Origin of the sequence: Pseudoalteromonas sp. S1609 (assembly GCF_005887255.1) — a bacterium.
Lineage (GTDB): Bacteria > Pseudomonadota > Gammaproteobacteria > Enterobacterales > Alteromonadaceae > Pseudoalteromonas.
In genome coordinates this window covers 78,690-104,765 of sequence record NZ_PNDJ01000012.1, presented here as the reverse complement: position 1 = coordinate 104,765, position 26,076 = coordinate 78,690, and the positions used below count along the sequence as shown (strand labels likewise).

General features: G+C 39.9%; 21 protein-coding genes and 1 riboswitch. Of the genes, 13 read left to right on the top strand and 8 right to left on the bottom strand.

Annotated elements, in window-relative coordinates; translation table 11 throughout:
* Positions 1-251 precede the first annotated feature (251 nt).
* The gene (locus tag CWB76_RS04255; protein WP_138605681.1) at positions 252-905 is read left to right on the top strand and encodes a TetR/AcrR family transcriptional regulator; all 654 of its coding nucleotides are present in this window, start codon (positions 252-254) and stop codon (positions 903-905) included.
* A 100-nt stretch (positions 906-1,005) separates the two neighbouring features.
* Positions 1,006-2,463, top strand: coding sequence for a tRNA uracil 4-sulfurtransferase ThiI (thiI, locus tag CWB76_RS04250; protein ID WP_138605679.1), 1,458 nt, complete (start codon positions 1,006-1,008; stop codon positions 2,461-2,463).
* Positions 2,464-2,489: 26 nt separating this feature from the next.
* Here the strand turns inward: thiI and CWB76_RS04245 are convergent, their stop codons facing one another.
* Together CWB76_RS04245 and CWB76_RS04240 are read right to left on the bottom strand one after the other, a co-directional pair.
* Positions 2,490-3,392, bottom strand: coding sequence for a ketopantoate reductase family protein (locus CWB76_RS04245; RefSeq protein WP_138605677.1), 903 nt, complete (start codon positions 3,390-3,392; stop codon positions 2,490-2,492).
* Complete coding sequence (locus tag CWB76_RS04240) at positions 3,385-3,735, bottom strand: VanZ family protein (protein ID WP_008466003.1); 351 nt, start codon at positions 3,733-3,735, stop codon at positions 3,385-3,387. The genes CWB76_RS04245 and CWB76_RS04240 overlap by 8 nt, the downstream gene beginning before the upstream one ends.
* 151 nt (positions 3,736-3,886) lie before the next feature.
* On the opposite strand from CWB76_RS04240, the gene CWB76_RS04235 reads away from it, so the two are divergent.
* Positions 3,887-4,369 carry a YajQ family cyclic di-GMP-binding protein gene (locus CWB76_RS04235; protein WP_138605675.1) on the top strand — a complete coding sequence of 161 codons (483 nt, stop codon included), beginning with the start codon at positions 3,887-3,889 and terminating at the stop codon, positions 4,367-4,369.
* A 216-nt stretch (positions 4,370-4,585) separates the two neighbouring features.
* A riboswitch (cobalamin riboswitch) is annotated at positions 4,586-4,751 on the top strand.
* Positions 4,752-4,788: 37 nt separating this feature from the next.
* Entirely contained in the window at positions 4,789-6,636 is a 1,848-nt protein-coding gene (locus tag CWB76_RS04230) for a TonB-dependent receptor domain-containing protein (RefSeq protein ID WP_138605673.1), read from the top strand.
* Between the two features lie 99 nt (positions 6,637-6,735).
* On the opposite strand, the gene msrA is transcribed toward CWB76_RS04230, so the two are convergent.
* The 3 genes from msrA to CWB76_RS04215 all read right to left on the bottom strand — a co-directional run bounded on the left by msrA (position 6,736) and on the right by CWB76_RS04215 (position 11,501).
* Positions 6,736-7,272, bottom strand: a complete 537-nt coding sequence (msrA, locus tag CWB76_RS04225) for a peptide-methionine (S)-S-oxide reductase MsrA (protein WP_138605671.1) — start codon at positions 7,270-7,272, stop codon at positions 6,736-6,738.
* Between the two features lie 74 nt (positions 7,273-7,346).
* A complete protein-coding gene (locus tag CWB76_RS04220; RefSeq protein ID WP_138605669.1) occupies positions 7,347-10,445 on the bottom strand; it encodes an efflux RND transporter permease subunit in 3,099 nt (1,032 codons plus the stop codon).
* Between the two features lie 3 nt (positions 10,446-10,448).
* Positions 10,449-11,501 carry an efflux RND transporter periplasmic adaptor subunit gene (locus tag CWB76_RS04215; RefSeq protein WP_138605667.1) on the bottom strand — a complete coding sequence of 351 codons (1,053 nt, stop codon included), beginning with the start codon at positions 11,499-11,501 and terminating at the stop codon, positions 10,449-10,451.
* A 247-nt stretch (positions 11,502-11,748) separates the two neighbouring features.
* On the opposite strand from CWB76_RS04215, the gene CWB76_RS04210 reads away from it, so the two are divergent.
* The 6 genes from CWB76_RS04210 (at position 11,749) to CWB76_RS04185 (ending at position 17,152) form a co-directional block, all read left to right on the top strand.
* Positions 11,749-12,453 (top strand): DUF2982 domain-containing protein, encoded by a 705-nt coding sequence (locus tag CWB76_RS04210; protein ID WP_138605665.1) that lies wholly within the window; start codon positions 11,749-11,751, stop codon positions 12,451-12,453.
* 35 nt (positions 12,454-12,488) lie between these two features.
* Entirely contained in the window at positions 12,489-12,821 is a 333-nt protein-coding gene (locus CWB76_RS04205) for a hypothetical protein (RefSeq protein WP_010391054.1), read from the top strand.
* A 66-nt stretch (positions 12,822-12,887) separates the two neighbouring features.
* Positions 12,888-14,534, top strand: coding sequence for an Lcl C-terminal domain-containing protein (locus CWB76_RS04200; protein WP_138605663.1), 1,647 nt, complete (start codon positions 12,888-12,890; stop codon positions 14,532-14,534).
* 10 nt (positions 14,535-14,544) lie between these two features.
* Positions 14,545-15,060, top strand: coding sequence for an Lcl C-terminal domain-containing protein (locus CWB76_RS04195; RefSeq protein WP_138605661.1), 516 nt, complete (start codon positions 14,545-14,547; stop codon positions 15,058-15,060).
* 152 nt (positions 15,061-15,212) lie between these two features.
* On the top strand, positions 15,213-16,130 hold the full coding sequence (locus CWB76_RS04190; protein WP_058154289.1) for an ExeA family protein: 918 nt from the start codon (positions 15,213-15,215) through the stop codon (positions 16,128-16,130).
* 11 nt (positions 16,131-16,141) lie between these two features.
* The gene (locus tag CWB76_RS04185) at positions 16,142-17,152 is read left to right on the top strand and encodes a general secretion pathway protein GspB (RefSeq protein ID WP_138605659.1); all 1,011 of its coding nucleotides are present in this window, start codon (positions 16,142-16,144) and stop codon (positions 17,150-17,152) included.
* Between the two features lie 7 nt (positions 17,153-17,159).
* Here CWB76_RS04185 and CWB76_RS04180 read toward each other — a convergent pair whose 3' ends face one another.
* Both CWB76_RS04180 and putA read right to left on the bottom strand, forming a co-directional pair.
* Positions 17,160-18,356: a cyclic di-GMP phosphodiesterase gene (locus CWB76_RS04180; RefSeq protein WP_138605657.1), complete on the bottom strand. Its 1,197-nt coding sequence runs from the start codon at positions 18,354-18,356 to the stop codon at positions 17,160-17,162.
* Between the two features lie 109 nt (positions 18,357-18,465).
* The gene (putA, locus tag CWB76_RS04175; RefSeq protein WP_138605655.1) at positions 18,466-22,269 is read right to left on the bottom strand and encodes a bifunctional proline dehydrogenase/L-glutamate gamma-semialdehyde dehydrogenase PutA; all 3,804 of its coding nucleotides are present in this window, start codon (positions 22,267-22,269) and stop codon (positions 18,466-18,468) included.
* A 169-nt stretch (positions 22,270-22,438) separates the two neighbouring features.
* On the opposite strand from putA, the gene CWB76_RS04170 reads away from it, so the two are divergent.
* Positions 22,439-22,921 carry a winged helix-turn-helix transcriptional regulator gene (locus CWB76_RS04170; RefSeq protein WP_010391063.1) on the top strand — a complete coding sequence of 161 codons (483 nt, stop codon included), beginning with the start codon at positions 22,439-22,441 and terminating at the stop codon, positions 22,919-22,921.
* A gap of 88 nt (positions 22,922-23,009) precedes the next feature.
* Here the strand turns inward: CWB76_RS04170 and CWB76_RS04165 are convergent, their stop codons facing one another.
* Complete coding sequence (locus tag CWB76_RS04165; protein ID WP_138605653.1) at positions 23,010-23,615, bottom strand: TIGR04211 family SH3 domain-containing protein; 606 nt, start codon at positions 23,613-23,615, stop codon at positions 23,010-23,012.
* Positions 23,616-23,827: 212 nt separating this feature from the next.
* Here CWB76_RS04165 and CWB76_RS04160 point away from each other — a divergent pair, with 212 nt between their 5' ends.
* Together CWB76_RS04160 and CWB76_RS04155 are read left to right on the top strand one after the other, a co-directional pair.
* Positions 23,828-25,348 carry a CYTH and CHAD domain-containing protein gene (locus tag CWB76_RS04160; RefSeq protein ID WP_138605651.1) on the top strand — a complete coding sequence of 507 codons (1,521 nt, stop codon included), beginning with the start codon at positions 23,828-23,830 and terminating at the stop codon, positions 25,346-25,348.
* Positions 25,348-26,040: an START domain-containing protein gene (locus CWB76_RS04155; RefSeq protein WP_138605649.1), complete on the top strand. Its 693-nt coding sequence runs from the start codon at positions 25,348-25,350 to the stop codon at positions 26,038-26,040. Before CWB76_RS04160 ends, CWB76_RS04155 begins: the two co-directional genes overlap by 1 nt.
* Positions 26,041-26,076: the final 36 nt, after the last annotated feature.

Genomic DNA, 26,076 nt, shown 5'->3' with positions numbered 1-26,076 from the left:
TTTGTAACCTAGTGGGCTAAGTAAAAGCCGAGCAACAAAGAGTTAATCGTCCCTAGGACGAACCTTCAGGCAGCGCGTGTTTGGTATTTATGCTGCGTTATCGCCTATTTATGGGGAATAACCACACTACATAGGCTCTGCCTTGCCAAAATACCAAACACACTGCTGCAAATTCAACCTCGAAAGATAAACAGGCCCTAGTGGATTGTTTTAATGCAGCATCGTATTTTCGAAAATTGAGTAATGAGTATATGAATACCAAGGATAAAATAATTCAAACCAGTATTTCATTGTTTAATGAACATGGTGAAAGGGCAATATCAACTAATCATATTGCATCGAGTTTAGGCATGAGTCCGGGTAATCTGTACTACCACTTTAAAAATAAAGAAGACATTATTCGCCACATATTTGCACTTTATCGTGACCATTTAAGTACTCACTTTAAGCCAGTCAATAAAGGTGATGATGCTTTTGAACATCTCGGCCCTTACTTAGATTCGCTGTTTGAATTAATGTGGCGCTATCATTTTTTTTACGACAACCTCGGCGATATTCTCGCTCGCGATAGCCATTTAAAACAAGGTTACATTGATTTTCAGCAGGAGCTACTTGAGCAAGTGCGCAACATTATTTTGGCCTTGCGTGACAGTGAAATTATTGCCATTGATGAACAAGATGCCATTGAACTTGCTCATACGCTAAAATTAACGGTTAGCTTTTGGACACCCTATATGAAAGCAAGAAGACTAAGTGGTGTGCTGGTTGAGCAAGATATATACCCTGGCATTGTAAAAGTACTGACTTTATTTAAGGCTTACAGTACAGAAAAAAGCGCAAATAAAATTAATCAGTTAAGAGACAAGTACACTCTTTTAGCAAATTCAGCTCCCCAGAATCCTTAAGCCTGTTGAGTTGGTTAGTTCCTAGGCGTTAAATTTTTTGCTATAATCCGCCGCGCCCAATACCTGGGTGCGCGAATTCCCGCAGTCTAAGAGTTAAACTATGCTTAAATTTATCGTCAAACTTCACCCTGAAATAGCCATTAAAAGCCGTTCAGTCCGTAAACGCTTTACCAAAGTGTTAGAAAATAACATTAAAATTGTATTGCGTCGTGTTGACGAAAAAGTACAAGTACGTAATAACTGGGATAATATTTCAGTTGTTACAAAACTAGATGATGCTCAAACTCGCCTTGATTTTATTGATAGCTTGCAGCGCATTCCTGGCATCGTACAGTTTATTGAAGTGACCGAAACAGACTTTAAAACCCTTGATGACATCTATCAAAAAACCATTGCGTTAGTTGGCCACACTATTATTGGTAAAACCTTTTGTGTACGTGCTAAGCGCATAGGTCAACATGATTTTACTTCAACTGAATTAGAGCGCTACGTTGGTGGCGGGCTTAATCAACATGTTGAAGGAGCCCGAGTAAAGCTAAGCCGCCCTGAGGTAACGATTCGTTTAGAAATTAAAGACGAAAAAGCCTACATAGTGACGCAAACCCATTTAGGAATGGCGGGCTTTCCACTGCCAACACAAGACGATGTATTATCGCTTATGTCTGGTGGATTTGATTCTGGCGTTGCCAGTTATCAGATGATCCGTAAAGGCGCTCGTACACACTTTTTATTCTTTAACTTAGGTGGCGCTGCCCATGAAATTGGGGTTAAGCAAGCGAGCTACTACCTATGGAAGCAATACAGCTCTACGCATAAAGTTAAGTTTATTACCGTTGATTTTGAACCGGTTGTTGCTGAAATTTTAGAAAACGTTGAGAACAGCCAAATGGGTGTTGTGCTTAAACGTATGATGATGCGAGCGGGTAGTGCCGTCGCTGAAAAACTAAATATTCAAGCATTGGTTACGGGTGAAAGTATAGGTCAGGTGTCTAGTCAAACCTTAGCTAACTTAAGTGTGATTGACCGCGTAACCGAAACGCTCATTTTACGCCCACTTATCCAACATGATAAGCAAGAAATCATCAATATAGCGCGCCAAATAGGCACTGCAGAAATGGCAGAGACGATGCCTGAATACTGCGGTGTGATCTCTAAAAAGCCGACAGTTAAAGCCAAAATTGAAGTAATTAAAGCAGAAGAAGAAAAGTTTGACTTTGATGTGTTAGATACCGTTATTGATAACGCCCGTGTTATGGATGTGCGCGATATCGATGTTGAAGCTAAGCAAGAGCTTAAAGAGGCTGAGTCAGTTACAGAGTTACCTGAAGGAGCGGTTGTTGTTGATATTCGCTCGCCTGAAGAAGAAGATGCGGCGCCGCTGGAAATTGAAGGTATTGAAGTTATCCACTTACCGTTTTTCCGCTTAGCAACTAAGTTTGGCGATTTACCTAAAGGCAAAGATTATTACTTATATTGCCAAAAAGGAGTAATGAGCCAATTACAAGCGCTTATTCTTCACGAAGAAGGCTTTACCACTGTTAGAGTATATCGTCCTTAATGGCTTAATATATTAGATGCGCGGATTTATTCCGCGCTTTTTTTTGCCAGAATTTCAGCGAGTAAAGCGTCGTTATACGGGGTCGTAATATTATGTCGCTTGCCTTGTTCACTAATATAACCACAAATTGCCATGATCTCAGTTTGCCTATTATGCAAAACGTCTTGATGCATAGATGAGTAATTCTCTGCGGTTAAATTCATCACCTTATAGGCGCGCTCGAGGGCATCAATAAGCTTAATATTAAGTTTAAGCGCGGTCGCAATATGGCACGCCTCAGTTAATAAATTAATAATTGCGCTACTGTACTGTGGCGCACGCAACTGGCCATTTTTTATATTGTACAGAGCGGTTAATGGGTTTATAGCAATATTAACCAGTAGCTTTTCAAACCGCAGTTGCTCAATATTGTTGCTGACAATTAATTGCGGAATAGTGTGTAACTGTACACTAAGCTGTTGAATATTTTGCATAGCTAGTTGATTACAGCCCCCTAATACACTTTGCCCATTTCCGGTATGCTGCACAATATTAGGGTTTGATTTGAACCCAGCCATGCTGGTGGTTAAAAAGTACAACGACTGCTGCTTTGTTAACTGTTCATTTAATTGTTCAACATTACCCATGCCATTATGGCTTAATACAATATGAGTACTCTTGCCTAGAAAAGGTTTTACTTGGGCGTAGGCTTGTTGCACTGCAAACGCTTTAACAGTGAATAAAACAATTTCAAATTCAGGAGCTTGAGCTAATTGCTGTTGTGAGATGAAAGTGGCGTTAATTTTTTCAGACGCAGCGTTACTGTGGCTGTAAAAGCGAGTATTTACTGTGCCTTTTTTGGTAAGAACATAAACTGTGTGATATTTAGCTAAGAAATGACTAAATAACAAGCCTATAGCACCATCACCAACAACGAGTATGTTAGCCATAATGCTTCTTTTTACGCAGTGTTAATAGGGCTTTAGCTAAAAAGTAGCTCGCCGCACCAATAAAGTCGGCAACAAAATCGGCCAGTGATGCTTGTCTGTAAGGGAGGCTATCTTGCATAATTTCTATTGCGGCACCATAGCCGGCTAACAACAGTATTTGTGCATATAGCGGCAGTTTAAAGGCTTTATCCATTATAATGGCAAGTAAAAAGAAAATACCAAAATGCGCCACTTTATCTACATGCGGAAATAAGTTTGCAGCCCCTTTTACCTCTTTAGCAAATAAGAAGGTAAATGCGACAATACTAATTAAAAAAATAGCTTGGTAAACACGCCTCGTCACAAAAAATCCTAAAATCGTATAAAAAAGAAGCCTCAGTATATCAAACTAAATTAGTATCGCACCTGAACAAGATGCAGAAAAATGTAAAGATTTATCATTTTAACGTTATAATTGCCGCATAAAATTAAGATTAGCTAGTTAGGAGAACATCATGCCTTCATTTGATATTGTATCTGAAGTAGAAATGAACGAAGCACAAAACGCGGTTGATAACGCCAATCGTGAATTAGAAACACGATTTGATTTTAGAGGGGTCGATGCCTCATTTGAATTAAACGATAAAACAATTAAATTAAAAGCTGAAGCAGATGCTCAGGTTATGCAGTTGTTTGATATTTTAGCTGGAAAAGTTTCAAAGCGTGGAATGGATGTTGCGAGCCTAGAACTTCAAGAGATTTCTCGCGCAGGCAAAAATGTTTTTCGTAACGTTGCACTAAAGCAGGGTATCGAAAAAGATATGGCTAAAAAAGTAGTAAAAGCCATTAAAGATTCTAAAGTAAAAGTGCAAGCGGCTATTCAAGGCGAAGAAGTACGCGTAACGGGTAAAAAGCGTGATGACTTACAAGCTGCTATGCAAGTTGTACGCACTGCCGATTTAGGTCAGCCATTTCAGTTTAAAAACTTCCGCGATTAATTTATTGTTTCGAGCTAGGCACTATAGGCGCTTAGTTCAAAGCAACATGTATTTAGCCAAACACGTTATATTGTTTGGCTTTTTTATTTTTGGACCTATGATAATTACCGAACCCCGAACCCCGAACCCCGAACCCCAAAAATCAAATTGTAGATGTTTAGACGTCCGTTGACATTTTTAAGTAAACAGATAACAATAGCAGCCTATTTTCAAGGTGCTTGCTAAACACTTCAAAGGTGTGATTTTTTTAGTAGGATAATCGGGAAGTTGGTGCGTTTTCATTGATGAAGTCAATCCCAACACTGCCCCCGCAACGGTAAAGTTATGCTGTATTTTATTATGGTAACTGAGTCCGGAGACCGGCCTTGATGTAATCTTACTTAGTAACATCTTTGCGGTGGGCAGAGATAGGGAACATCATGATAAATAAAACTGCATTGGGTGTGGCTATTTCGGCTGCGCTGTCTTTTTCTGCATCTGCAGAGCAAACAATTGAAAGAATAACCGTTACTGCAAATAAATTTGAACAACCTATAAATGATGTATTAGCAAGTGTGGCAGTTATCGACCGCGCTGATATTGAAAAAGCGAATTACCGAGACTTACCTGCAATATTAAATACCATTGCTGGTATTGATATTGTCCGTAACGGCGGATTAGGTCAAAAAGCAGATATATTTGTTCGCGGTGCTAGCGCTAAATATGCCTTAGTATTGGTTGATGGCGTAAGAGTGAGCGATGCAAGCTCAGGTAGTGTATCGCTAACTAATATTCCAGTTAATAGTATCGAGCGTGTTGAAGTTATTAAAGGTGCCAGAGCAGCTATTTATGGCTCTGATGCGGTAGCCGGAGTAATTAATATCATTACCCGTAAAGCCTCAAATAATACGCTTTCGGCTACTTTGGGCAGTCATAGTTACAGTAATTATCAGCTTGCTGGTGGGCTTGCAAAAGAGGCGCTTAGCTTTAATTATAATCTAGGCTATGAAGAGACAGATGGTTTTGATGTTACTGGCAAAGACCCTGTGGCTGAATACACCAAAGATCACGATGATGATGGCTACAAAAATAAAAACATTGGCTTTAATTTAGCGTATGAACTGGCTGAACTAGGTGAGTTGAGCTTACAGTCTCAGTACAGTGAAGGTGAAGCGCAGTATGATAACGCATGGGGTAACGATGCCTACGATTTTGAAAACTATACCGCTAAGCTAGGCTGGAAAAAAGCCTCAGAAATATATACCCAAAGTACTTCATTGAGTGTATCGCAAGAAGAAAATACTCAAACTGGCACCGATGTTCAGCAAGTGTATAGCACAGAGCGTGTTGAGTTTGAATACCGAGGGCTTTATAGCCTAACGCAAGAGCTTGATTTATCAGGTGGTTTTAATTACTTGTCTGAGGATTTATCAAACTCGTCAGCAACGTCATCAGAAGAAAAACGCGATAACAACGCATTGTTTATAGGCGCGTTTTATAGTCATGAACAATGGTTAGCAAATGCGGTTATCAGAACCGATGATTATGATTTCCACGGCCGTGCAAATACTTACAGTACTGGGCTTGGATATAAAGCGAATCAGTATGTAACGGTACGTTTAAATCATGGCACCGCATTTAGGGCGCCGTCTTTAATTAATGCGTTTGTAACTAACAGCCCATACTACCTACCAAATAATAATATTAAGCCTGAGGAAGCCTTAAACAATGAGTTTGGTGTTACCCTAGAAACTCAATGGGGACGTTATGATATTGCTATTTTCGATAACCGTATCAATAATTTAATTAGTAATAATTATGATGCAGACTCAGGTAAATATATTGCAACTAACATAGATAAAGTATCTATGCAGGGGATAGAATTATCGGCTGAGTTTTCAGCGTTAGGCTTTGAACACTCTGTTAATGTTAGTTTTTTAGATGCTACAGATGAAAAGACGAATACAGATTTACCACGCAGGCCTTCAGAGTCGTTTAATTATCAACTCGCCAAATCATGGGGCGATTTTGATGCCAGTTTGGATATGCAGTATCGCTCATCGCGTCCATCAATTGCGTATTATGACTCGGAGCTCGCAGGCTATACAGTATTTAATTTAGCCGCTAATTACCAGTTGCTCGATAATTTGTCGTTAGCTGCTCGAATAGAAAATATCACCGATAAGGAGTATTTTACTGCAACAACAGGGTTTGCTGCCAGTGGTGAGCTATTAGGTTATAACAGCGCAGGAAGAACTTTCTTTGTGGGAGCAAATTATCAGTTTTAATTATCACTTTTAGTTGCCGAAAAACAAATAGCCCAGCAAATTGCTGGGCTAATTGCTGGGCTAATTGCTGGGCTAACTGGTTAGAATTTTAAAGTCTTTTTACTCAGTTAAAAACTCGCTAAATTCGGTTTCAAACTTGTGCAATTTAGGTGCAATTAAAATACTACAGTAGCCTTGTTCTGGGTTTTCATTGTAGTAGTCTTGGTGAAAACTTTCAGCAGGGTAAAAAGTGGTTGCTGGGCTTACCTCGGTTACTATAGGTTCGCTAACATGAGTTTGCAGCTCTGCAATAACGGCCTGTGTTTGCAATTGTTGTTGCTGATCATGGTAATACACAACGCTGCGGTATTGAGTACCTATATCGTTACCTTGGCGATTTAACTGGGTGGCATCATGCAAGGTAAAAAACATTGCGAGTAAGGTTTCAAAGCTTATCACACTAGAATCAAATTCAACCTTAATCACTTCGGCATGCCCGCTATTGCCTGTGCAAATAGCTTTGTAGGTTGGGTTATCAGTATGTCCACCCGTGTAACCAGAACAAACACTGAGTACACCTTTAACACGCCTAAATGCCGCATCAATACACCAAAAACAGCCGCCGCCGAGTGTTGCTACCTGTGTGGTCGAACTCATAAGTACTTCCTCAATTATATGGTTATATGCACCAAAATAGCGCCGTAACAGCTAATTACGACGCTCAGAGTGACTTAGATCTCTTTAAGTGGTTTTTCAGCTGCTTGTTTATCTAGCTTTTGCTGTAAAAACTCTGGTGATTGTGTATTTCGCGCTAGTGCGTAATAGGCAGCTGGCACCACAAACAGAGTCAGTATGGTGGCAACCGTTACGCCGGTAAATACCACCACACCAATTACCATTCTACTTTCCGAGCCAGGCCCTGAGGCGAGTACCAAAGGTACTGCACTCATAACTGTGGTTAGGGAGGTCATTATAATAGGACGTAAACGCTGGGTAGCGGCTTGTAAAATAGCTTCACTAAATTCCAACCCTTTATCACGTAACTGATTGGTAAATTCAACAATCAGAATACCGTTTTTAGCGCTTAACCCGATAAGCATCACAATACCAATTTGGCTGTATATATTAAGTGTTAAGCCCATACTCCACAGGCCAAACATAGCGCCCATTAGCCCAAGTGGAACGGTGAGCATAATAACAAGCGGATGCATAAAGCTTTCAAACTGAGCAGCGAGCACTAAAAAGGTCACGGTCAATGCCAGCACAAACACATAGGTCATGGCTGAGGCACCTTCATAAAACAATTGTGACTCACCTTTGTAATCAATGGCGCCATCAATGTCATTTTCTTCTGCGGCAACATTGTTTAAAAAGTTTAGTGCTTGTTCTAGCGTATAGCCATCAGCTAAGTTGGCACTTAGAGTAATTGCACGCATACGGTTATAGCGATTTAAACGCGAGGCGGTGGCTTCTTCTTTCAAGCTTATAAGGCTGTCGAGTGGCACCAATTCATTGCTGCGAGATTTAAGGTAAATATTTGAAATATCAGTAGGGTTTGCAAAGTCTTCTTTAGTTCCCTTTAAAATTACATCGTACTCTTCACCGCGGTCAATAAAAGTGGTTACACGGCGTTGGCCAAGCATGGTTTCAAGTGTACGACCCACATCTGAGACTGATACGCCTAAATCAGCGGCTTTATTTTTATCAATACTGACTAAAAACTGTGGGAAGGTTTCTTTATAATCATGATCAAGGCGCACTAACCCAGGGTTTTTCTCTGCACGTTTAATAATTCTATCGCGCCAATCAGCTAGCTGAGCATAATCATTACCTTGTAAAACAAACTCTATCGGTCGCGATGAACCACCACCGCCAATACCACGGCGCATAATTGCAAAAGCACGTACATCGGTGACTTCTTGCATTTTACCGCTTATTTCATCCATGACTTCCCAGGTTGAGCGTTTGCGTTTATCCCAATCCGCCATACCAACAATGGCTACACCACCACTGCCACCCCAACCTGGAACTCGCACTAAAACTCGGCTTAGTTCGCCAGATTCAGAGTAAGGCATTAAGCGTTCTTCTATCTTTGCCATATTAGCGGCATTATTCTCATAGCTAGCCCCTTCAGGGCCATTCATAAGTACAAAAAAGGTACCACGGTCTTCTTTAGGGGTAAGTTCAGACGGTATTTGTAAAAATAATGAATAACTAACAAACCCAGCTAAAACTAAGCTCAGCATTAAGCCCCATTTGCGGGTCATGTTTGACGCTAAAGCGTTACGGTATCCATTTTCTAATTTAGTAAAAAAGCGATCCATTGCTTGGCTAAATTTACTTTCTTTTTCAGAGGCCTTTAAAACCTTTGAACACAATGCCGGAGAGAGTGTTAATGCAGTAATACTGGAGAAGAACACGGCTGCACTCACCGCCATTGCAAATTCTGTAAATAGTGCGCCTATTCGTCCTTCCATAAACACCAATGGTACAAACACAGAGATCAGTACTAGGGTGGTGGCTATAATTGCAAAGCCTACCTCACGGGCGCCGCGATAAGCTGCCAATAAAGGCGGCTCACCAAGTTCTATGCGGCGGTGAATATTCTCTAGCATTACAATGGCATCATCTACCACTAAGCCTATTGCTAATACTAGTGCCAGTAGAGTTAATAAGTTAATTGAATAACCCATTGCTAATAAAAACATAAAACTACCGACTAAGGCGACCGGTACGGTGACCGCAGGAATAAGTGTGGCGCGAATATTACCTAAAAATATAAAGATAATAAGCACTACTAAGCCCATAGAAATTGCTAAAGTTTTATAAACCTCATTAATTGATTCTTTGATAAATACTGAAGAGTCGTAACTGTCTTCGATAGTGGTGCCTTCTGGTAGGTTACGCTTAATCTTTTCCAGTTCACTGCGGGCATTATCAACTACTGTAAGAGTATTTGCTTTGGCTTGTTTAACAATACCCATACCAATCATATTACGGCCATTTCCGCGAAATAAGCTTTCATCATCGGCGGCTTCTAATTTTACGTCAGCCACTTCGCCTAGACGTACTAAATAACCATCTTCGCCTCGCTTAATGACAAGGTTTTGAAAATCACGTTGGTTTTTATAGCTGCGTGCAGTGCGCACAGTAAAATCACGGTCTACCGATTCAATTTCACCCGCCGGAAGCTCTACATTTTCACTGCGTAGTGTTTGCTCTATATCACTAGAGGTAATGCCACGAGCTGCCATCGCTTGGCGGTTAAGCCATACTTTCATGGCATACTTTCGCTCTCCCCCAATACGCACATTTGATACACCATCAACAACGGCTAAACGGTCGACAATAAAACGCTGTGCATAATCAGAAAGTTGCAATGAATCCATGGTTTCACTATTAAGTACAAACCACGCGATAGGGCTTTCGTCACTATTTGATTTTGATACTTCAGGAGGGCGTACTTGCTCTGGTAGGCTGTCTAATGCCCGTGCAACACGTTCTCGTACATCGTTAGAGGCATCGTCTATATCGCGGTTAATATTAAACTCAATGGTAATGTTTGAGCGGCCATTACGACTCGATGAGTTAATACTTTTAATACCCTCAATCCCCGAAATACGGTTCTCGATAACTTGGGTTATTTTTGTTTCAATAATTTCAGCAGATGCACCGGTATATTCAGTACTAATATTTACAATCGGTGTTTCAATATCTGGATACTCACGCAAAGGCAGCATACTAAAAGCAACTAAGCCAAAAGTGAGTAACAGTAAGTTAATAACAATCGCAAAAACGGGGCGTTTGACGCTAGTATCGGTAATTTTCACGCGTTACCCCTTAATGCTTACTTTGCTACCAGAGCGGATTTTGATTATTCCCTCGGTAACAATCTGCTGGCCGTTCTTTAACCCCTTGTCTATTGCAACCCAGCCATTGTTTCTACTTGCAACATGTACCTCTATGCGATTAGCTATGCCATCTTCAATTTGAAAAACATAATGTTTATCTTGCAGAGGAATAATTGCTTTTTCAGGCACCATTAGCGCTTGATTGCTGCTTAGCTCTAGTGCAGTTTTAAGTAGCATACCAGGGCGAAGTAAACCCGATTTATTAGCAAAACTGGCTGTTACTTCTACACTGCGAGTGATTGAATCAATACGTGAGCTTATATGGGTTACTTTACCGGTGAATGTTTGATCAGGGTAAGCATCGTTTTGAGTGCGAACAGTCATTCCGTTTTTCAGTTGAGCTAAATACTTTTCAGGCACTTTAAAATCAACTTTTATGATACTGATATCATCTAAGGTTGTAATTATCGTGCTGTTACTAATATAAGCGCCTACCGATATTTCGCGTTTACCCAGTAACCCAGAAAAAGGCGCGGAAATAGCCATTTCATTGAGTTTAGTTTTGGCACTTTCAAGTTGAGCTTCGCTGGCATCAACACGGGCTAGCTGTTCTTCAAGTAACGACTTGGCAGTCGCTTGTGAGCGAGAAAGTTCGGTAAGCCTAGCTAATTGGCGTTTTTCTTCTTGTAAATTAATGCTAAGTTCTTTTACTGCAAATTGTTCTTGTTGGTTTTGCAGTTGCACTAATTTTTGTCCTTTGCTGACCAAGTCGCCGTCTTCAAAGTAAATGCTGGTGACATAATCGTTTTGTGCGCTTTTAATGTAAATAGCCTGATTAGCACGGGCACTGCCAATGGCTTCAATCATAATGGCATTTTCTTGCGACTCGACAGTGTGCGCAGAGACTTGTGTTGTCATTGCCGAGTAATCAGCTTGCTCGCCCTGTGATGCGGGCAAATATAAATAAACGCTAAAAATTATTAGTACCGAAATAATAAATGGAAATAGGGCTTTGCCGGATTGTTTAGAGTGCATTGTTTTCATACCTGAAAATAGATTATAAGTATTGTACGAAATCAGGACAAAAAAAGGCGGTTATGTATCTCATTAATTTGTGCGTTAGGCGTAAAAATAACTGATACTTAGTCATTGCGCATATTTAACAGTAATAATAGGAGTTAATTGATGAACTTCAAAACATCATGCAAACGCTGTTTAACACTGAGAAAGTTAGTATTGTGGGCTATTATTATGTTTATATTTTATATGGCGTTTTTTCAGTATGGCTAATATAAAAAAACACACACTTAAATACCGAGCGCAAGGCGCTAAAAATGGGATTGAAATACTGGTCGTAGGTAGCATTGGTTTAATCTTCATCATGCTATTTAATTTATTGCGTCCAGGTGAAATCAGTATTATTGAAATTTTTTTAGTAAGTTTATGTATTGCAGCAATTTTAATTGGATTTTTTAAAACACAAGAACCTTTTTATAGTATTATTTTAACTGAGCAGCAATTAACATATCAGCATAAGTACGGGCAATGGGATTTACACCAAGAAAATCTCCACCATTGCGGTATTCCTAAAGTTGATAACGGTATCTATCATCTTGAGCTTAACGCGATTGGTATTAAGTTAAATGATATAGATACATTTTTAGCTGCTTTAGCACCAAGAATTGCGGGTAAATTACTAATAGAACAGCGGCACTTATTTATGCAAGTTGTTCAAAAAAATTGCAAAAATGGGCATTGCCCATCAGAATGGTTAGTTGAAGATAATAAATTTAGGTCAAAAAAAGGAATTGACTATAATGGGCTTATAGCGATGTTTGCTAATAGGGCTAAGCATCTTCAGCTTTTAACAGGGTATGACTTACTGTTACCTGCCAGTGTAATAGAAAGTGATATTTGGGAATTTTGCGCAAATTTAAATAAATGGAAGCGTGATCCCTCTCAGTTTATCAAGTCGCAGTGTGAATAATAATATAAGCACTCACTGCGGGATTAGGAATAACTATGAGTCAAGACAGATCTTTTATTAAAAGTGGTCGAAACACCATAATTCACAAAGACAGAAAACTAGATTTAGTGATTGTTAATGGTGAGGAGCATCCTCGAATTAAAGTAACAGCAAATGGCCTTGAACCATTTAAAGAAGAGCTGCCAAAAAACCGCCGTGATGCAAAAGAGCGCTACTTAGATATGGTTTATATTGCAAGTCCAGATGTATTTAGCGAGGAAAAACAGTTGTTGTTCATTCAATCCTTAGATGGCCGCGAATATAAAGTAGATTACAGTAAAGTTGGCACTAAGTTATTTGTTCGTATTCATCAAGATAGCTATTTATAATTTATAATGGCACTTTTTTTGCTTTACAGTCTTATTAGATAATTTTAAGACACAAAGGTGCTTAGTATGAAAGCAATTTCGTTAATACCACTTATAGCATGCTTGCTTTTGGCTGCATGTGGAGGGGGAGGCGGTACTGATAACAGTGATATTAAAACGTCAGTATTTGCAGGTAACGATCTCCAAGTTGTAGAAAAATCAGAGTTTACTATTTCTGCAAAAGGCTCTCCTGCAGATGGTATTTTTACTTGGCAGCGTGTAAGCGGTCCTATTATAGATGTGTTTCCGCTTGAAGGGGCTGAACAAACCATCACTGCACCGGATGTAAAATCTGATAGTGAATTGGTCTTAAGAGTAAGCTATCAAACGCCAGATGGTAGTTTAGTGAATGACGACTTGAGTGTTTTCATTGCCTCTAATAATCAGCTTCCTCTTGCTGTTGTTACTCAAGTTGCTCCTGCAAACTTGCCCTCAGTTTATAAAGATACTGTAACCCTTAGTGGTTTAACTTCCACAGACCCCGATGAAAATGGCGAAATTAGTAGTTACTTGTGGCAATTATTATCTGGGCCTGATTTAACAATTGATAGCTATACCAATCCAACGCTTAGTTTTCCTCATCCATTATTAGAAAATAACACCAACTTAAAATGGCAACTCACCGTAACGGATGATGAGGGCGGGGTATCTGCATCACAATTTGATATGACTCTCAATAAAACAGCCCAAGTGATTATTGCCGATGCGGGTGCAGACCAAACAGTAGAAGAGTTTGATAAGGTTATTTTAGATGCGACGGCAAGCGAAGCGGCAACTCAGACTTATCAATGTAAGTGGCAACAACTTACCGGAAATACCGAAGCTCTTCTTGAACCGCAGTCATGTACTGCTAGCTTTTTCGCCTCTGATATTGATTTAAATGCAACTCTTAGCTTTGAAGTACAAGTTATGGACTTAAAAGGGCGTACCGACACAGATACTGTATTTATTGATGTAACACCTAAAGCGCTTGGGCTAATAAACGATACTGGGCTGGGTGAGTGTTATAACAATACTCAACGTATTAATTGTAATAATGATGAGTTTCCAGCTCAAGATGCTGATCTTGGGCGCGATAGTTTTGCCAATCGTTTAGGTAAAGTGGGTAAAGGGAATTTGGCTTTTGATTACACCAAACTTAATGAGTTTGCCGATGAGCTTCTTGATGATGCGTCGAACTTTAGCTGTATTCGCGATAATACTACCGGCCTTGTCTGGGAAGTGAAAAGTCCTTATTCCGGTGTGTTACCAAATACCTCACTGCGTGATGGACAAAACCGCTATATTTGGCAAGGGACTGTCAATAGTGGCGATGTAACGGGTAGTGCTAATACTACGTGCCCAAATAATACTGATTGTGGATTGCAAACCTATATAGATGAAGTTAACGCGCTTGATTTTTGTGGTGGCAGTAATTGGCGTTTACCCACTTATTCTGAGCTGTTAGGTTTAATCGACTACGGTAAACAAGGGCAAAATGTATTGATAGATACTGCATTTTTCCCTAATACACCATCGACTAATAGTGTAGGGCATTTACGCTACTGGACTTCACAGACCGCGGTTGATGGTGCCAGTTTATCTCAGGCTTACACTATCGATATGATGGATGGCAACGATTTAGCCTATCCAAAAGATAATACCGCCTACGTGCGCTTAGTTAGAAATCGTTAAGGTGATTATTATGAAATTAATTAAAGTCTCTATGTTATTAGCCTTAGGATTGAGCCAGTCACTTGCAGCGCAGCAGTGTTATGAAGAAGTTGCGACTAGCGATGATACCGACCGATTTGTGATTAATATTGATGGCACAGTGTCAGATACTAAAACAGGGCTGATGTGGCAACGCTGTAATTATGGCCAAGTTTATAATAGCGAAACAACTAGCTGCGATGGTGATACTCAGCCACTAAATTGGCAAGCTTCACTTAAAGGCGCAGTTAATGACAGCACCGCAGATTATAGCGATTGGCAAGTACCAAGTATTAAAGAGTTAGCCAGTATCGTTGATCACCGTTGTACCGACCCAAGTATTGATGCGGATATTTTTTTAGCAACGCAGTCGCAAAATTATTGGTCTAATACTTCGGGTATTAGTAATATAAATTCGGCATGGGTTTATCAATTTTCCAGTGGTTTAAATAGCTTACATGCTAAAACAAGTAATGTATATTTACGCCTAGTACGCTATGAGAAGTAGTTAATTAATGTATTAGCGAATCTAAAAATGCGCTTTTATTTAGTTTAGCCTTTTTATTTACACTATTTTAATAATAAAGCCTGGTTGTAGTTGTCACCCAGGCTATTTTTTTGCCATTATAGGCCGTGAATTAACGACCAAGGACTATAAAGGTGTATTTAAGCTATTTTGGTTTACAAGAAAAGCCATTCTCAATTTCGCCTAACCCCCATTACTTATTTTTAAGTGAACGCCACAAAGAAGCATTAGCACACCTTACTTATGGGTTAGGTGAAGACGGTGGTTTTGTGCTGTTAACAGGTGAAGTGGGTACGGGTAAAACCACCATAACGCGTAGTATGTTAGAGCGACTGCCTGAAAATACCCAAGTAGCCATGATCCATAATCCTGCGTTATCAGAACTTGAACTGTTAGCCAGTATTTGCGATGAATTACAAATAACTTACGACGCCAAAAATGCAACCCTGAAAAGTTTAACGGATGTGATTAAAAAGCACCTTGAGTTTAATAATAAAGCGGGGGGGCATACTATTTTGATTATTGATGAAGCACAATTGCTTGCCCCTGATGTGCTAGAACAACTTCGCTTATTAACCAATATTGAAACGGATCATAAAAAGTTATTACAAATAGTATTAGTAGGGCAGCCTGAGTTACAGGTACTTCTAAAGCGAAATGAGTTAAGGCAGCTGGCACAGCGTATTACTGCCAGATATCACTTGTTAGCACTAACACCAGGGCAAACCATTGCTTATATTCAACATCGGCTGCATATTGCAGGTTGTGACAAGAAAATATTTTCAATGGAAGCAATGCAAATGGTGCATCAGCTCACAGGCGGTGTGCCACGATTAATGAATCTGGTGTGTGAACGCGCATTAGTAGGGGCATTTTCGAAACAACAAGAAATTGTTGGCAGTGATATTGTTAAACAAGCGGCGAGTGAATCTTTACCTATCGACTTTATTGTTACAAATAATAAGGTGAGTAAAACAGGTTCGATTTGGCCTTATAGCGCTGCTGCGTTAATGCTTTTTGGTGCAGGAATTGGCCTGTCTTTTATTTTTTAGTTAGGTGATTCATGTCTTATTTATTAGATGCGTTAAAGCAGTCAAAGCACGATACCATGAGCGCTGAGCAATATGACTTGCAAGCGCAACAATTAAAACAACAACGCCAGTTGATGACCTATCGTCGAATTAGTTTTTTACTCGCAGGAAGTTTATTGGCAACGGGTATATTGGCCAGTGGCTTCTTTGTCGGCAAGTGGGCGCAACAAGAAAATGTAACCGTTAAAAATGAGCCTGTTCAAAATGACCTTAGTCAAAAAGAGTCAGGGGTTGTAGAAAAATCAACAACAAATGCAGAGGAAGTACAAAGAACGGTTGCTCAAACAGTAACAACTCCTCAAGCGCCCATTGTAACAGCTGCGCCTAACAATTCTGTGCCGCTGGCAGGGCAGTTGGTTTATGTACAAACCCCAACGGGTGTACAGCAAATGTTGCTGACGCCACAAGGACAATATTTACCTATGAGCGTTAATCAAGCGTCTCAAGGGCAAACGCAAAATTTCTCGACGCAGAATAACGCTTCATCTAGTTTTCAATCACCGAGCAGCCAACCGCAAAGTGTCCCAACTCAATCAGCGAAAAGAACACTTACTGCAGATGAGTTGAGTAAATATAAGGTGTTAGGTAAACCACTTAATCAAAATGTGCCTGCGCAGCCAGAGTCAAATGATGAACTTGATACGGTTCCCGACACACTGAAAAATGCGTTTGCGCAAGCCGTTAATAGCACAGAAACAACAGCCGACTATGAAGTAACTCAAGGCTCTCGCCTTTCATCACGAGTACAGCCTGTTGAGCTACTTCCTGATGGCTTACAAAGTATGTTACCAAGTATTAAGTATCAGGCGCACATTTATTCTTCAGCTGCGGATAAACGCTGGATAAAGCTCAATGGCAGAGAGCTATATGAAGGGGAGTCTATTGGTGCGTTGAAGGTGTTAGAAATAGCGCCAGATCAGAGCGTACTTGATTTCGATGGTTATGAATTTAGCTTAAAAGCCTTGCAAGATTGGCCACAATAGTGGCCAATTAACTAAAGATAGAGTGCCTATAAAAGCCTTCTAAATCTATATTATATTCTTTGGGTTTTATTGCTGATTCAAGCGTGTCTTGCGTTCTTTTGTTTGATAAGTCAACGTCTTGAACTTCAGTGTAACGCCCATGTTTTGCATTAAAAAACGTTTTTACTACTGGCTTTAATGGTGTTGCAGGATTGCTTTGAGTAACGAGTCCCACCTTTTGGCTTGAGAGTTTTACCAGTGTGCCCACAGGGTGAATACCAATGCACTGAATAAACTTATTAAGTAGCACCCCATCAAAGCTATCTGGGCAGCCTTGCTTTAAAATTTTAAATGCTCTAATTGGCTCCATGCCTGCTTTATAAACCCGTTCAGCGGTTAATGCATCATAAACATCAACAATAGACGCCATACGAACGTACTGGCTTATTTCATTGCCTTGTTTGCCAAAGGGATAGCCTTTACCATCTAAACGCTCGTGATGCATACCTGCAATATCTACGGCAATCCCCGTTAATCCTGCGTCTTCTAGTATCTCTTTGCTAAAGAGCGCATGATTTTGCATCACTTTGAATTCTTCGTCCGTGTAACGACCTGGTTTGTTGAGAATAGCATCAGGGATTTTTATTTTTCCCATATCATGTAAAAGAGCGCCAGTGGCAAGTTCTTCAATAATTGCTTTTTCAATACCGAGATGTTTGGCAAAAATACTCATTAAAATAGACACATTTATCGAGTGCTCTAACAAATAGGCGTCTTTTTGGCGCATTTGTGTAATGCACGCTAGAGCATCTTGATTTCTAAATACGGAGTCAATAAACCCACTAGCCAGTTCTTTAAAAGGCGCAACATCAACAGTACGCCCAGACTCTATATCGCCAAAAGCTTTGGTTTGCAGGTTTTTTGCTTCATCGTAAAGCTTTTTAGCTTTACTCATTTCTTGCTCAGCACTGTGGGTAATTAACCAAGGATCGCGCTTTTTGATTTCGTGCTGAGTAGGTGAGGTTGCTTGTGTTTCAGGTGCTTCAGATTCGAGCATTTTATCAGGGTCGATTTCAACCTCTAAAATTCCTGATTTTATTAATTTATCAATTCCACTTTGAGTTTTAACCCAGCCTTGGTTTTTTATTCTAATGCTACCAGTTTGTTTAACAACTTTTTGTACAAACATACCAGGCTTTAGCTGTGAAGTAGGAATGATTTTCAAAGTGAACTCTAATTAACAGTTATTATTTTTTAAATTAACAAATAAATGCGTAGATAGGAATAAAAAAGGCATCAAATAGATGCCTTTATTTAGATTAATGCATTAATTGCTATTCATCATCTTCAACAAGGGTCATCAATGAGGTGTTACCGCCTGATGCCGTCGTGTCTATACTGATTGTTTTTTCAGTAATTAAGCGCTTAATTAGCGTGTCGTAATACTCAGAGCTGATCACTGGTAGTATTGCGCCTTTACGTTGTGCAAGCTGTTGGCTGAAGTAGCCTAAGCGAGAAGAACGTGCAGCAACTACCGCACCGGCTAGGTGAGGATGCGCCAATATCGCTTGTAATTGATTTGGTTTAGCTACTTGGAAAACACCTTCAGCAACGCCAGTCGCAATAAACTTATCTCTAAAAGCAACCGCTTCATCATAAAATATTTCAGATGCTACCGTTATTACCGTGTTACCAGCAGCAAGCGCGGTAATAATCGATAGTGCCCAAAAGTTAAATGAGGTGCTCTTATCTGCGTAACATACTACACAGCCGCGTGCTTCAAGGTGAAGAGTGTTTGACTCACCCGTTGGCCCCGGTAAGGTTGTATATTTGCGCATGTGCTTTTCTAAGCGGTTTAACTGAGCACGTGCATCGGCAAGCGTTAACGCTAAATCGTCTGCAAGATCATCAATAATTTCAACGGTTGCTACTTTCGCTAATAACTGACGCACCGCAGAAACACGATCATTCAGTGGTGTTGCACGCCAAATTTTTTCATCGCGCATAGAGTTAACCATTAGCTTTTCTACTTGCTCATTTGCGCCACTGTAGTGGTGTAAATCAAGCTCGTCTGGCGTTAGGTTAGTCATTTGTACGTTATCTGGTGATGCTTTTTCTTTAATTAAGCGTTGTAGGTAGTTTGGTCCACCGGCTTTAGGGCCAGTACCCGATAGTCCACGGCCACCAAATGGTTGCACGCCAACAATCGCACCAATCATATTACGGTTTACGTAAACATTACCTGCGCGCGACATTTTAGCTAGGTGTTCACAGCGCTCTTCAATACGAGAATGAATACCCATTGTTAAGCCGTAACCGGTGTTGTTAATTTGGTCGACAACACTATCAAGCTCACTCGCTTTAAAGCGGATCACATGTACACACGGGCCAAATACTTCACGCTTTAATACCGATAAGTCTTTGATTTCGTATAAACGTGGTGCAAAGAAAAATGCGCCATTTTCGCTGTTATCAGGAATTTTACACTCGTAGTGAAGTGTTGCATTACCTTTTAGGTATTCAACATGAGCATTAAGTGTTTTCAGCGCTTTTTCATCAATTACAGGGCCTACGTCTGTAGAGAGTAATGATGGGTCGCCAATATGTAACTCAGCAAGTGCGCCTTTGATCATATCGATAATGCCATCAGCAACATCTTCTTGAATAAAGAGCACGCGTAATGCCGAACAACGTTGACCGGCACTTTGGAAACCAGAACTGATAACATCATCAACAACTTGCTCAGGAAGCGCTGTTGAGTCAACAATCATACAGTTTTGACCGCCAGTTTCTGCAATTAAAGGTACTTGAATATCGTTACGTGCAGCTAATGTTTGCGAAATAAGCGTGCCCGTTTCAGTTGAACCTGTAAACATAACAGCTTGAATGCGCTCATCTGGCACAATGGTTTTACCTACTTCGCTACCGCGAGCAATCACAGGCTGTACAACGTGCTCAGGTAAACCAACAGAAAGCATTAATTCAATAGCGCGTAGGGCAATTAAGCTCGTCTGTTCTGCAGGTTTTGCAATTACAGTGTTACCCGTAACGATAGCAGCTGCAACTTGACCTAAGAAAATAGCGAGTGGGAAGTTCCATGGGCTAATACATAAAATCACACCACGAGCTTCAAAGCGCTCATCTTGAGCAAGCTCTTCAGCACGGGCAGCGTAGTAACGACAAAAATCAACCGCTTCGCGTACTTCATCAATACCATCTTGTGCCACTTTACCTGCTTCTTTGATACAGATAGCAACAAGTTCATCATGATGACGCTCTAAAATATCAGCAACGCGACGCAATAAATTAGCGCGCTCTTTTACTGGCGTTTGTGACCATGATTCAAAAGCGGTTTCAGCGTTGGCTAGCAACACTTTCATTTCATCGCTATTTTGTAATTTCACATGGCCAATAATTTCTTTATGGTTTGCTGGGTTTTTAACTGCCAGCGCGCCCTCTGGTACTTGGCTTTCTTCAATTAAGTGCTCTTCAAACCAAGTGTCTAAATTTTCTTTAAACGGGGTTATCACGTTAATATCAGTTAAATCCATACCCTTTGAGTTGGCACGTTCTTCACCGTATAAATCAATTGGCATTTTTATTTGCGTGTTGTACTTATTACGTAATCCTTGCAGTGTTTCAACAGGATCTGGTAATAATGCTTCAACCGGTTGAGTGGTATCTACAATGGCATTTACAAAAGATGAGTTAGCACCATTTTCTAGTAAACGACGAACAAGGTAAGCAAGTAGGTCTTCGTGCTGGCCTACTGGTGCGTATACACGACACTGGATTTTTTCTTCATTAACGATTTGGTCAAATAAAGATTCACCCATACCGTGCAGACGTTGGAATTCAAAACCTTGGTTATCACCTTTCGCTACTTCTAAAATAGTCGCTGCAGTATAGGCGTTGTGTGTTGCAAATTGCGGGTAAAGCACATCTCGTGCTTCAAGCATTTTAATCGCACATGCTTTGTATGACACATCTGTGGTTGCTTTACGGGTAAATACCGGGAAGAAGTCTAAACCATCTTGTTGCGTGGTTTTGATTTCGGTATCCCAGTATGCGCCTTTTACTAAACGCACCATCATTTTACGACCCACACGGGTTGCTAGGTCTGTTAGCCATTCAATAACAAAAATAGCGCGTTTTTGATACGCCTGAACCGCTAAACCAAAACCTTGCCAATCGCCAAGGTCGTCATCGCTAAATACCGCTTCAATAACATCGAGAGAAATATCCAAACGGTCTGCTTCTTCAGCATCAACAGTAAAACCGATGTCGTATTTTTTAGCGGCAAGAGCAAGTTCTTTTAGTTTTGGAACGATTTCTTCCATCACGCGCTCTTTATGAGTAAATTCATAACGCGGATGAATAGCCGATAACTTTACAGAAATACCTGGGCTTTTAATCGGGCCACGACCATTCGCCGCTTTACCGATAGCATGAATCGCATTCATGTAGCTGTCGAAATAACGCTTAGCGTCTTTCATTGTGCGAGCGCCTTCACCTAGCATATCGTATGAATATACATAGCCTTTTTGCTCTTTTTCAGCCGCGCGCTCAATTGCTTCGTTAATGGTACGACCCATTACGAATTGCTTACCCATTATCTTCATCGCAAAGTTCACAGACTTACGAATAACTGGCTCGCCTAAACGACCAATTGTTTTTTTAAGTATGCCAAACTGCTGCTCTTTCGTTTTGTCGTTATAGTTAACCATTTTACCGGTTACTAGTAATCCCCAAGACGAGGCATTAACGAATAAAGAATCACTACTACCTAAGTGAGAGCTCCAATCGCCATTTGCTAATTTATCACGTATTAATGTTTCTTGAGTTGCTTTATCAGGAACACGAAGCAATGCTTCGGCTAAACACATTAATACCACACCTTCTTCACTCGATAGTGAAAATTCATTTAATAGCGCATCAACACCGCTTTGACCATCTTGGTCTTTACGAATGTTTAAAACTATTTGGCGAGCTCTTTCCCATGCACGGCTTCGTGCTTTAACACCGACTTCTGCAAGTGGTAAAATGTGATCAATAACCGCATTTTCATCAATACGGTAAAAGTCACGGATCTTCTGTCTGATCGGACAAGTCGTTGTTAAATCGCCATTGAATAACATAAGCAACCCTCAGGAGTGTTAAGACTTAGGATAATTGTTAATTACCGCTAAATGTTGTTGGTGTAAAGCGTGCATTCTAATTAAAATCCAACAGAATATGCTGGTTAATTTCGCCGTTTTACGATAATTTACAGGGCATATTATTAACTTATCCATATAAAATACTGATATGACTAATCCGAATAGATTACGCCTGCTTGATCGTATCGATATATCAATTTTAGACGTTTTGCAGCGCAATGGTAGAATTTCAAATGTTAACCTCGCAAAGCAGGTGAATTTAAGCCCCAGTCCCTGTTTAGATAGGGTTAAACGTTTAGAGCAAGAGGGCTATATTGAAGGGTATTTCGCTAAATTAAGTGAGGAAAAACTTAATCAAAGCTTAGTGGCCCATGTGCAGGTATCATTAGTTACCTCAAATACAGCCGTATTTAAAGTATTTCGTGAACATATTCTTAAAATTAAGCAGGTTGTTGAGTGTGATATGGTAGCGGGTGGTTATGACTATTTATTAAAAATTCGCGTTTCCAACATGGACGAATACAGAGAAGTATTAGGTGATTTGGTTGATATTCCGGGAGTGGGCACACACCACACTTACATGGTAATAGAAAAAATCAAACAAGACCCTGGGCTTCGTTTAGATATATAACGCAGGTATTTTTTTAAAGATAAAATATAGCAGGCATAAAAAAAGCATCATATGATGCTTTTTTTATGCCTGCTATATTAAGTTAAGCTTATGCCCAACCTTCATAGCGTTTTCTTCGTGATAACACGATAGTTAAGATAATCCCTAAGAACAAACCTAAAAATGCAATGGCTCCACCGTAAGTAAGTAACTGGCGTTTTTCTTTAGCACTGGTTGCTTGTTTTAGTTGTTGTTCTTGAGAAAGTTCACCTTGTAACTGACTAATTTGTGCTAATAGTTGCGCGTTTTGTTCGGTTAACTGTGTGTTTTGCTCTTGCAGCTCAGGTAACTCAACTTGCGCTTGGCGAAGTCTATTTTGCATAGTGCTTATTTCATTATTGAGGGCTTGGTATTGTTGTTTTAAACCCGCTGATTCACTAATGAATTTAGCTTCTACCCAGCCTTCACGATCTTTATCATCTTTAACTTTTATAAAGCCATTTTGTTCATCAGATAATAAAGTGAGTTGTGTACCTGCATCTATTGAACCAAGTAAGCGATAGTCTTTACTGGCACCTGAGCGCATGAAAGTATACAAATTATCGATTATATAAGCTGTTTTAGCATTAGTCGGCGACGTTGATTGAGCTTCCTCTGCTTGGCTCATAAACGGGGCGGCTGTTAAAAGCAGCCATAGTAAACAGTGTTTTAGCATTTATCTACCTTGTTAATCTAGCAGTGTCCGTTGTGAACGTGATTTTTATTTCGCATAAGTATATAGATAGTATGGATTTAATAGTTTAATAGCAAGACAGATATTGTAACCAGAGCATTTTGCTTGCGTGTTTATGACTAAAAAATTTGCAATATAGGGCTGCTTTGTTTATTTTGAGCACTTATTAATTTTAAGGGTAATCCGCAAGCCTAATGGATACTGAGATAGAACTGAAATTTTTGGTATCAGATGACGTCATTCCACTGATCCCCTCACTAATTACTCAATTTGCAAAAACAGTCACAAACAAACCTTCTAAAAGTTTGCAAAATGCTTATTATGATACACCAAGCAGAGAGTTAAGAGCACTCGATATTGGCTTTAGAACGCGTTGTACAGACGAGCGCTGTGAGCAAACAATTAAGCTAGCAGGAGAAGTGGTCGGGGGCTTACATCAGCGCCCAGAATACAATCTTCCAATAGAAACAAACCGACCAAATCTAATGACGTTTGATTCATCAATTTGGCCTCACGGTATGCAAATTGATGCCATATCACAAAATCTATACCCTATTTTTAGTACTAATTTTATTCGCCGTAAGTGGTTAATAGAAACCCCAAATGGTGCCAAAATTGAAGTGGTATTAGATAAAGGTGAAATTGCTGCGTCAGGTAAGGTAGAAATCATCAGCGAGCTTGAAATCGAGCTGGTTGAAGGTAGTCGTGAGGAGCTATTTGCTTTTGCAGATATATTAGTGAGCCAAAACAGCATTCGTTTAGGGCTCTATTCAAAAGCAGCAAGAGGCTATCGCCTTGCGGATGAAACACCGCTACAACCAAGTAAATCAATCGGCTTTGTTAAACTTAATAAGCAAGTCACTCAAGAGCAAGCTCTTATTGAAGCTATGGGGTTTGGAATTCGCTTTGTGCAAAAACACGAGCAATGCTACTTCGATAAGCCGAGCTTAAAAACATTAAAGCGGGTAACCGATGGCATTAGTTTAATTAGACACAATTTTTGGTTGTTTGACGATATTGTTAGTAAAGAAAGTACCGATCACCTCAGAACAGAGCTAAAGTGGTTATTAAGTGAATTAGCATGGGTTGAAAATGCGATTCAGTTAAAAACTTATACCTCTAAGCGCCATGCTTTTTATAAAAAAATAAATAGTGCTCCTGCGTTAACGCAAGTTATAAACGATTTAAAAGAGTTACAGCCGAGCATTGACGATATTTTTTCGCTTTTTCATAGTGCTCGCTACAACCGTTTATTGCTGAGCTTAACAACGTGGCTGATAAATAAGCAGTGGCGTAAAGATTGGAGCCAAGCAGAGCTTCAAAATGCAGAGCAACCTATTTTAGATATTGCTCATCGCTTATTTGATAAAGATTGGAAAAACTTACACCGTTTACTCCCTAAAGAGCAAAGCTTAGCAGGCAATGATTACTTAAACTTTCGCACTCAATTAGAAAATAGCTTACTCAGTGGTAATTGTTTAGGCGCACTGTTTAATAAAGATGAGCGATTAGAATTTAGGCTCCCTTGGCTGGATATTTCTCATGGGATGTATGAGTTAAGCACGCTTGATTATTTAAAACAGCTGTGTGGCGGGCAAGAAGATGCTCAACTGGCAAAAATACAACTATGGTTAGAACAAAAATCTGACTTTTTAGTTAGTGCCATGGAGCAAAGTCGACACGCCTCATTTGATACAGAACCCTATTGGCTTTAATGGCTAAGCACTTTTGTAGCCGGATTTTGCTGCAAAAGTGCATGATTTTTTCACTTTTGTGTTTTGCTACCAATGTGTGTTCACAGCCATCTTGGCAACTTTACGAAAGTAAACAAGGGGTAAGTGTTTATTTTCAGCGTTTAACTAATGATACCGTGAAAATGAAAGCTGAAACGGTGGTTAACAATGTCACCGCAGAGGATTTAGTTGCTTTACTTAGTGATACCGATACAGCTCCTAGCTGGATAGAAAATATTACTAAGGTCACGTTACTCAAAAGTTTAAGCCCTTCAGAAAATCTTGTTTATAGTTATATTGACTCCCCGTGGCCTGTTAGCAATAGAGATGTGATTACTTATTCGTGCTATACAAGGGTGAGTTCGTTGCAAACGCAGCTTAGTATTCACGCGCGCCCAGATTTTTTACCTAAAACTAAAGGTGTAATAAGAATAAGCACCTTAGATGCAATGTGGTTGTTAACTCAGCAGGCGAAAAATTTGCACATTAGTTATCAGGTATATGCGTTACCAAGCGGTAAGATACCCACGTGGTTAAATAATCGGATCGCCCTAAAAAGCACCCTTAAGACGCTAATAAATCTTGCTGAAATACTCACTACTAAGCAGTACATAGCAAAGCCAACCGTTATTCGCACCGGTAATTGCACACATACCGAACCGCCGCAGTTATAAACAAAAAAGTGACCTAAGAGGTCACTTTTTAGTGGG

Excerpts from the sequence above, each read along its gene's own strand:
- CWB76_RS04155 (WP_138605649.1), top strand. The coding sequence starts at position 25,348 with ATGGCTAAGCACTTTTGTAGCCGGATTTTGCTGCAAAAGTGCATGATT.
- CWB76_RS04160 (WP_138605651.1), top strand. The coding sequence starts at position 23,828 with ATGGATACTGAGATAGAACTGAAATTTTTGGTATCAGATGACGTCATT.
- CWB76_RS04215 (WP_138605667.1), bottom strand. The coding sequence starts at position 11,501 with ATGCACTCTAAACAATCCGGCAAAGCCCTATTTCCATTTATTATTTCG.
- CWB76_RS04210 (WP_138605665.1), top strand. The coding sequence starts at position 11,749 with ATGGCTAATATAAAAAAACACACACTTAAATACCGAGCGCAAGGCGCT.
- CWB76_RS04185 (WP_138605659.1), top strand. The coding sequence starts at position 16,142 with ATGTCTTATTTATTAGATGCGTTAAAGCAGTCAAAGCACGATACCATG.
- CWB76_RS04200 (WP_138605663.1), top strand. The coding sequence starts at position 12,888 with ATGAAAGCAATTTCGTTAATACCACTTATAGCATGCTTGCTTTTGGCT.
- CWB76_RS04230 (WP_138605673.1), top strand. The coding sequence starts at position 4,789 with ATGATAAATAAAACTGCATTGGGTGTGGCTATTTCGGCTGCGCTGTCT.
- CWB76_RS04205 (WP_010391054.1), top strand. The coding sequence starts at position 12,489 with ATGAGTCAAGACAGATCTTTTATTAAAAGTGGTCGAAACACCATAATT.
- CWB76_RS04255 (WP_138605681.1), top strand. The coding sequence starts at position 252 with ATGAATACCAAGGATAAAATAATTCAAACCAGTATTTCATTGTTTAAT.
- thiI (WP_138605679.1), top strand. The coding sequence starts at position 1,006 with ATGCTTAAATTTATCGTCAAACTTCACCCTGAAATAGCCATTAAAAGC.
- CWB76_RS04170 (WP_010391063.1), top strand. The coding sequence starts at position 22,439 with ATGACTAATCCGAATAGATTACGCCTGCTTGATCGTATCGATATATCA.
- CWB76_RS04245 (WP_138605677.1), bottom strand. The coding sequence starts at position 3,392 with ATGGCTAACATACTCGTTGTTGGTGATGGTGCTATAGGCTTGTTATTT.
- CWB76_RS04165 (WP_138605653.1), bottom strand. The coding sequence starts at position 23,615 with ATGCTAAAACACTGTTTACTATGGCTGCTTTTAACAGCCGCCCCGTTT.
- msrA (WP_138605671.1), bottom strand. The coding sequence starts at position 7,272 with ATGAGTTCGACCACACAGGTAGCAACACTCGGCGGCGGCTGTTTTTGG.
- CWB76_RS04235 (WP_138605675.1), top strand. The coding sequence starts at position 3,887 with ATGCCTTCATTTGATATTGTATCTGAAGTAGAAATGAACGAAGCACAA.
- CWB76_RS04195 (WP_138605661.1), top strand. The coding sequence starts at position 14,545 with ATGAAATTAATTAAAGTCTCTATGTTATTAGCCTTAGGATTGAGCCAG.
- putA (WP_138605655.1), bottom strand. The coding sequence starts at position 22,269 with ATGTTATTCAATGGCGATTTAACAACGACTTGTCCGATCAGACAGAAG.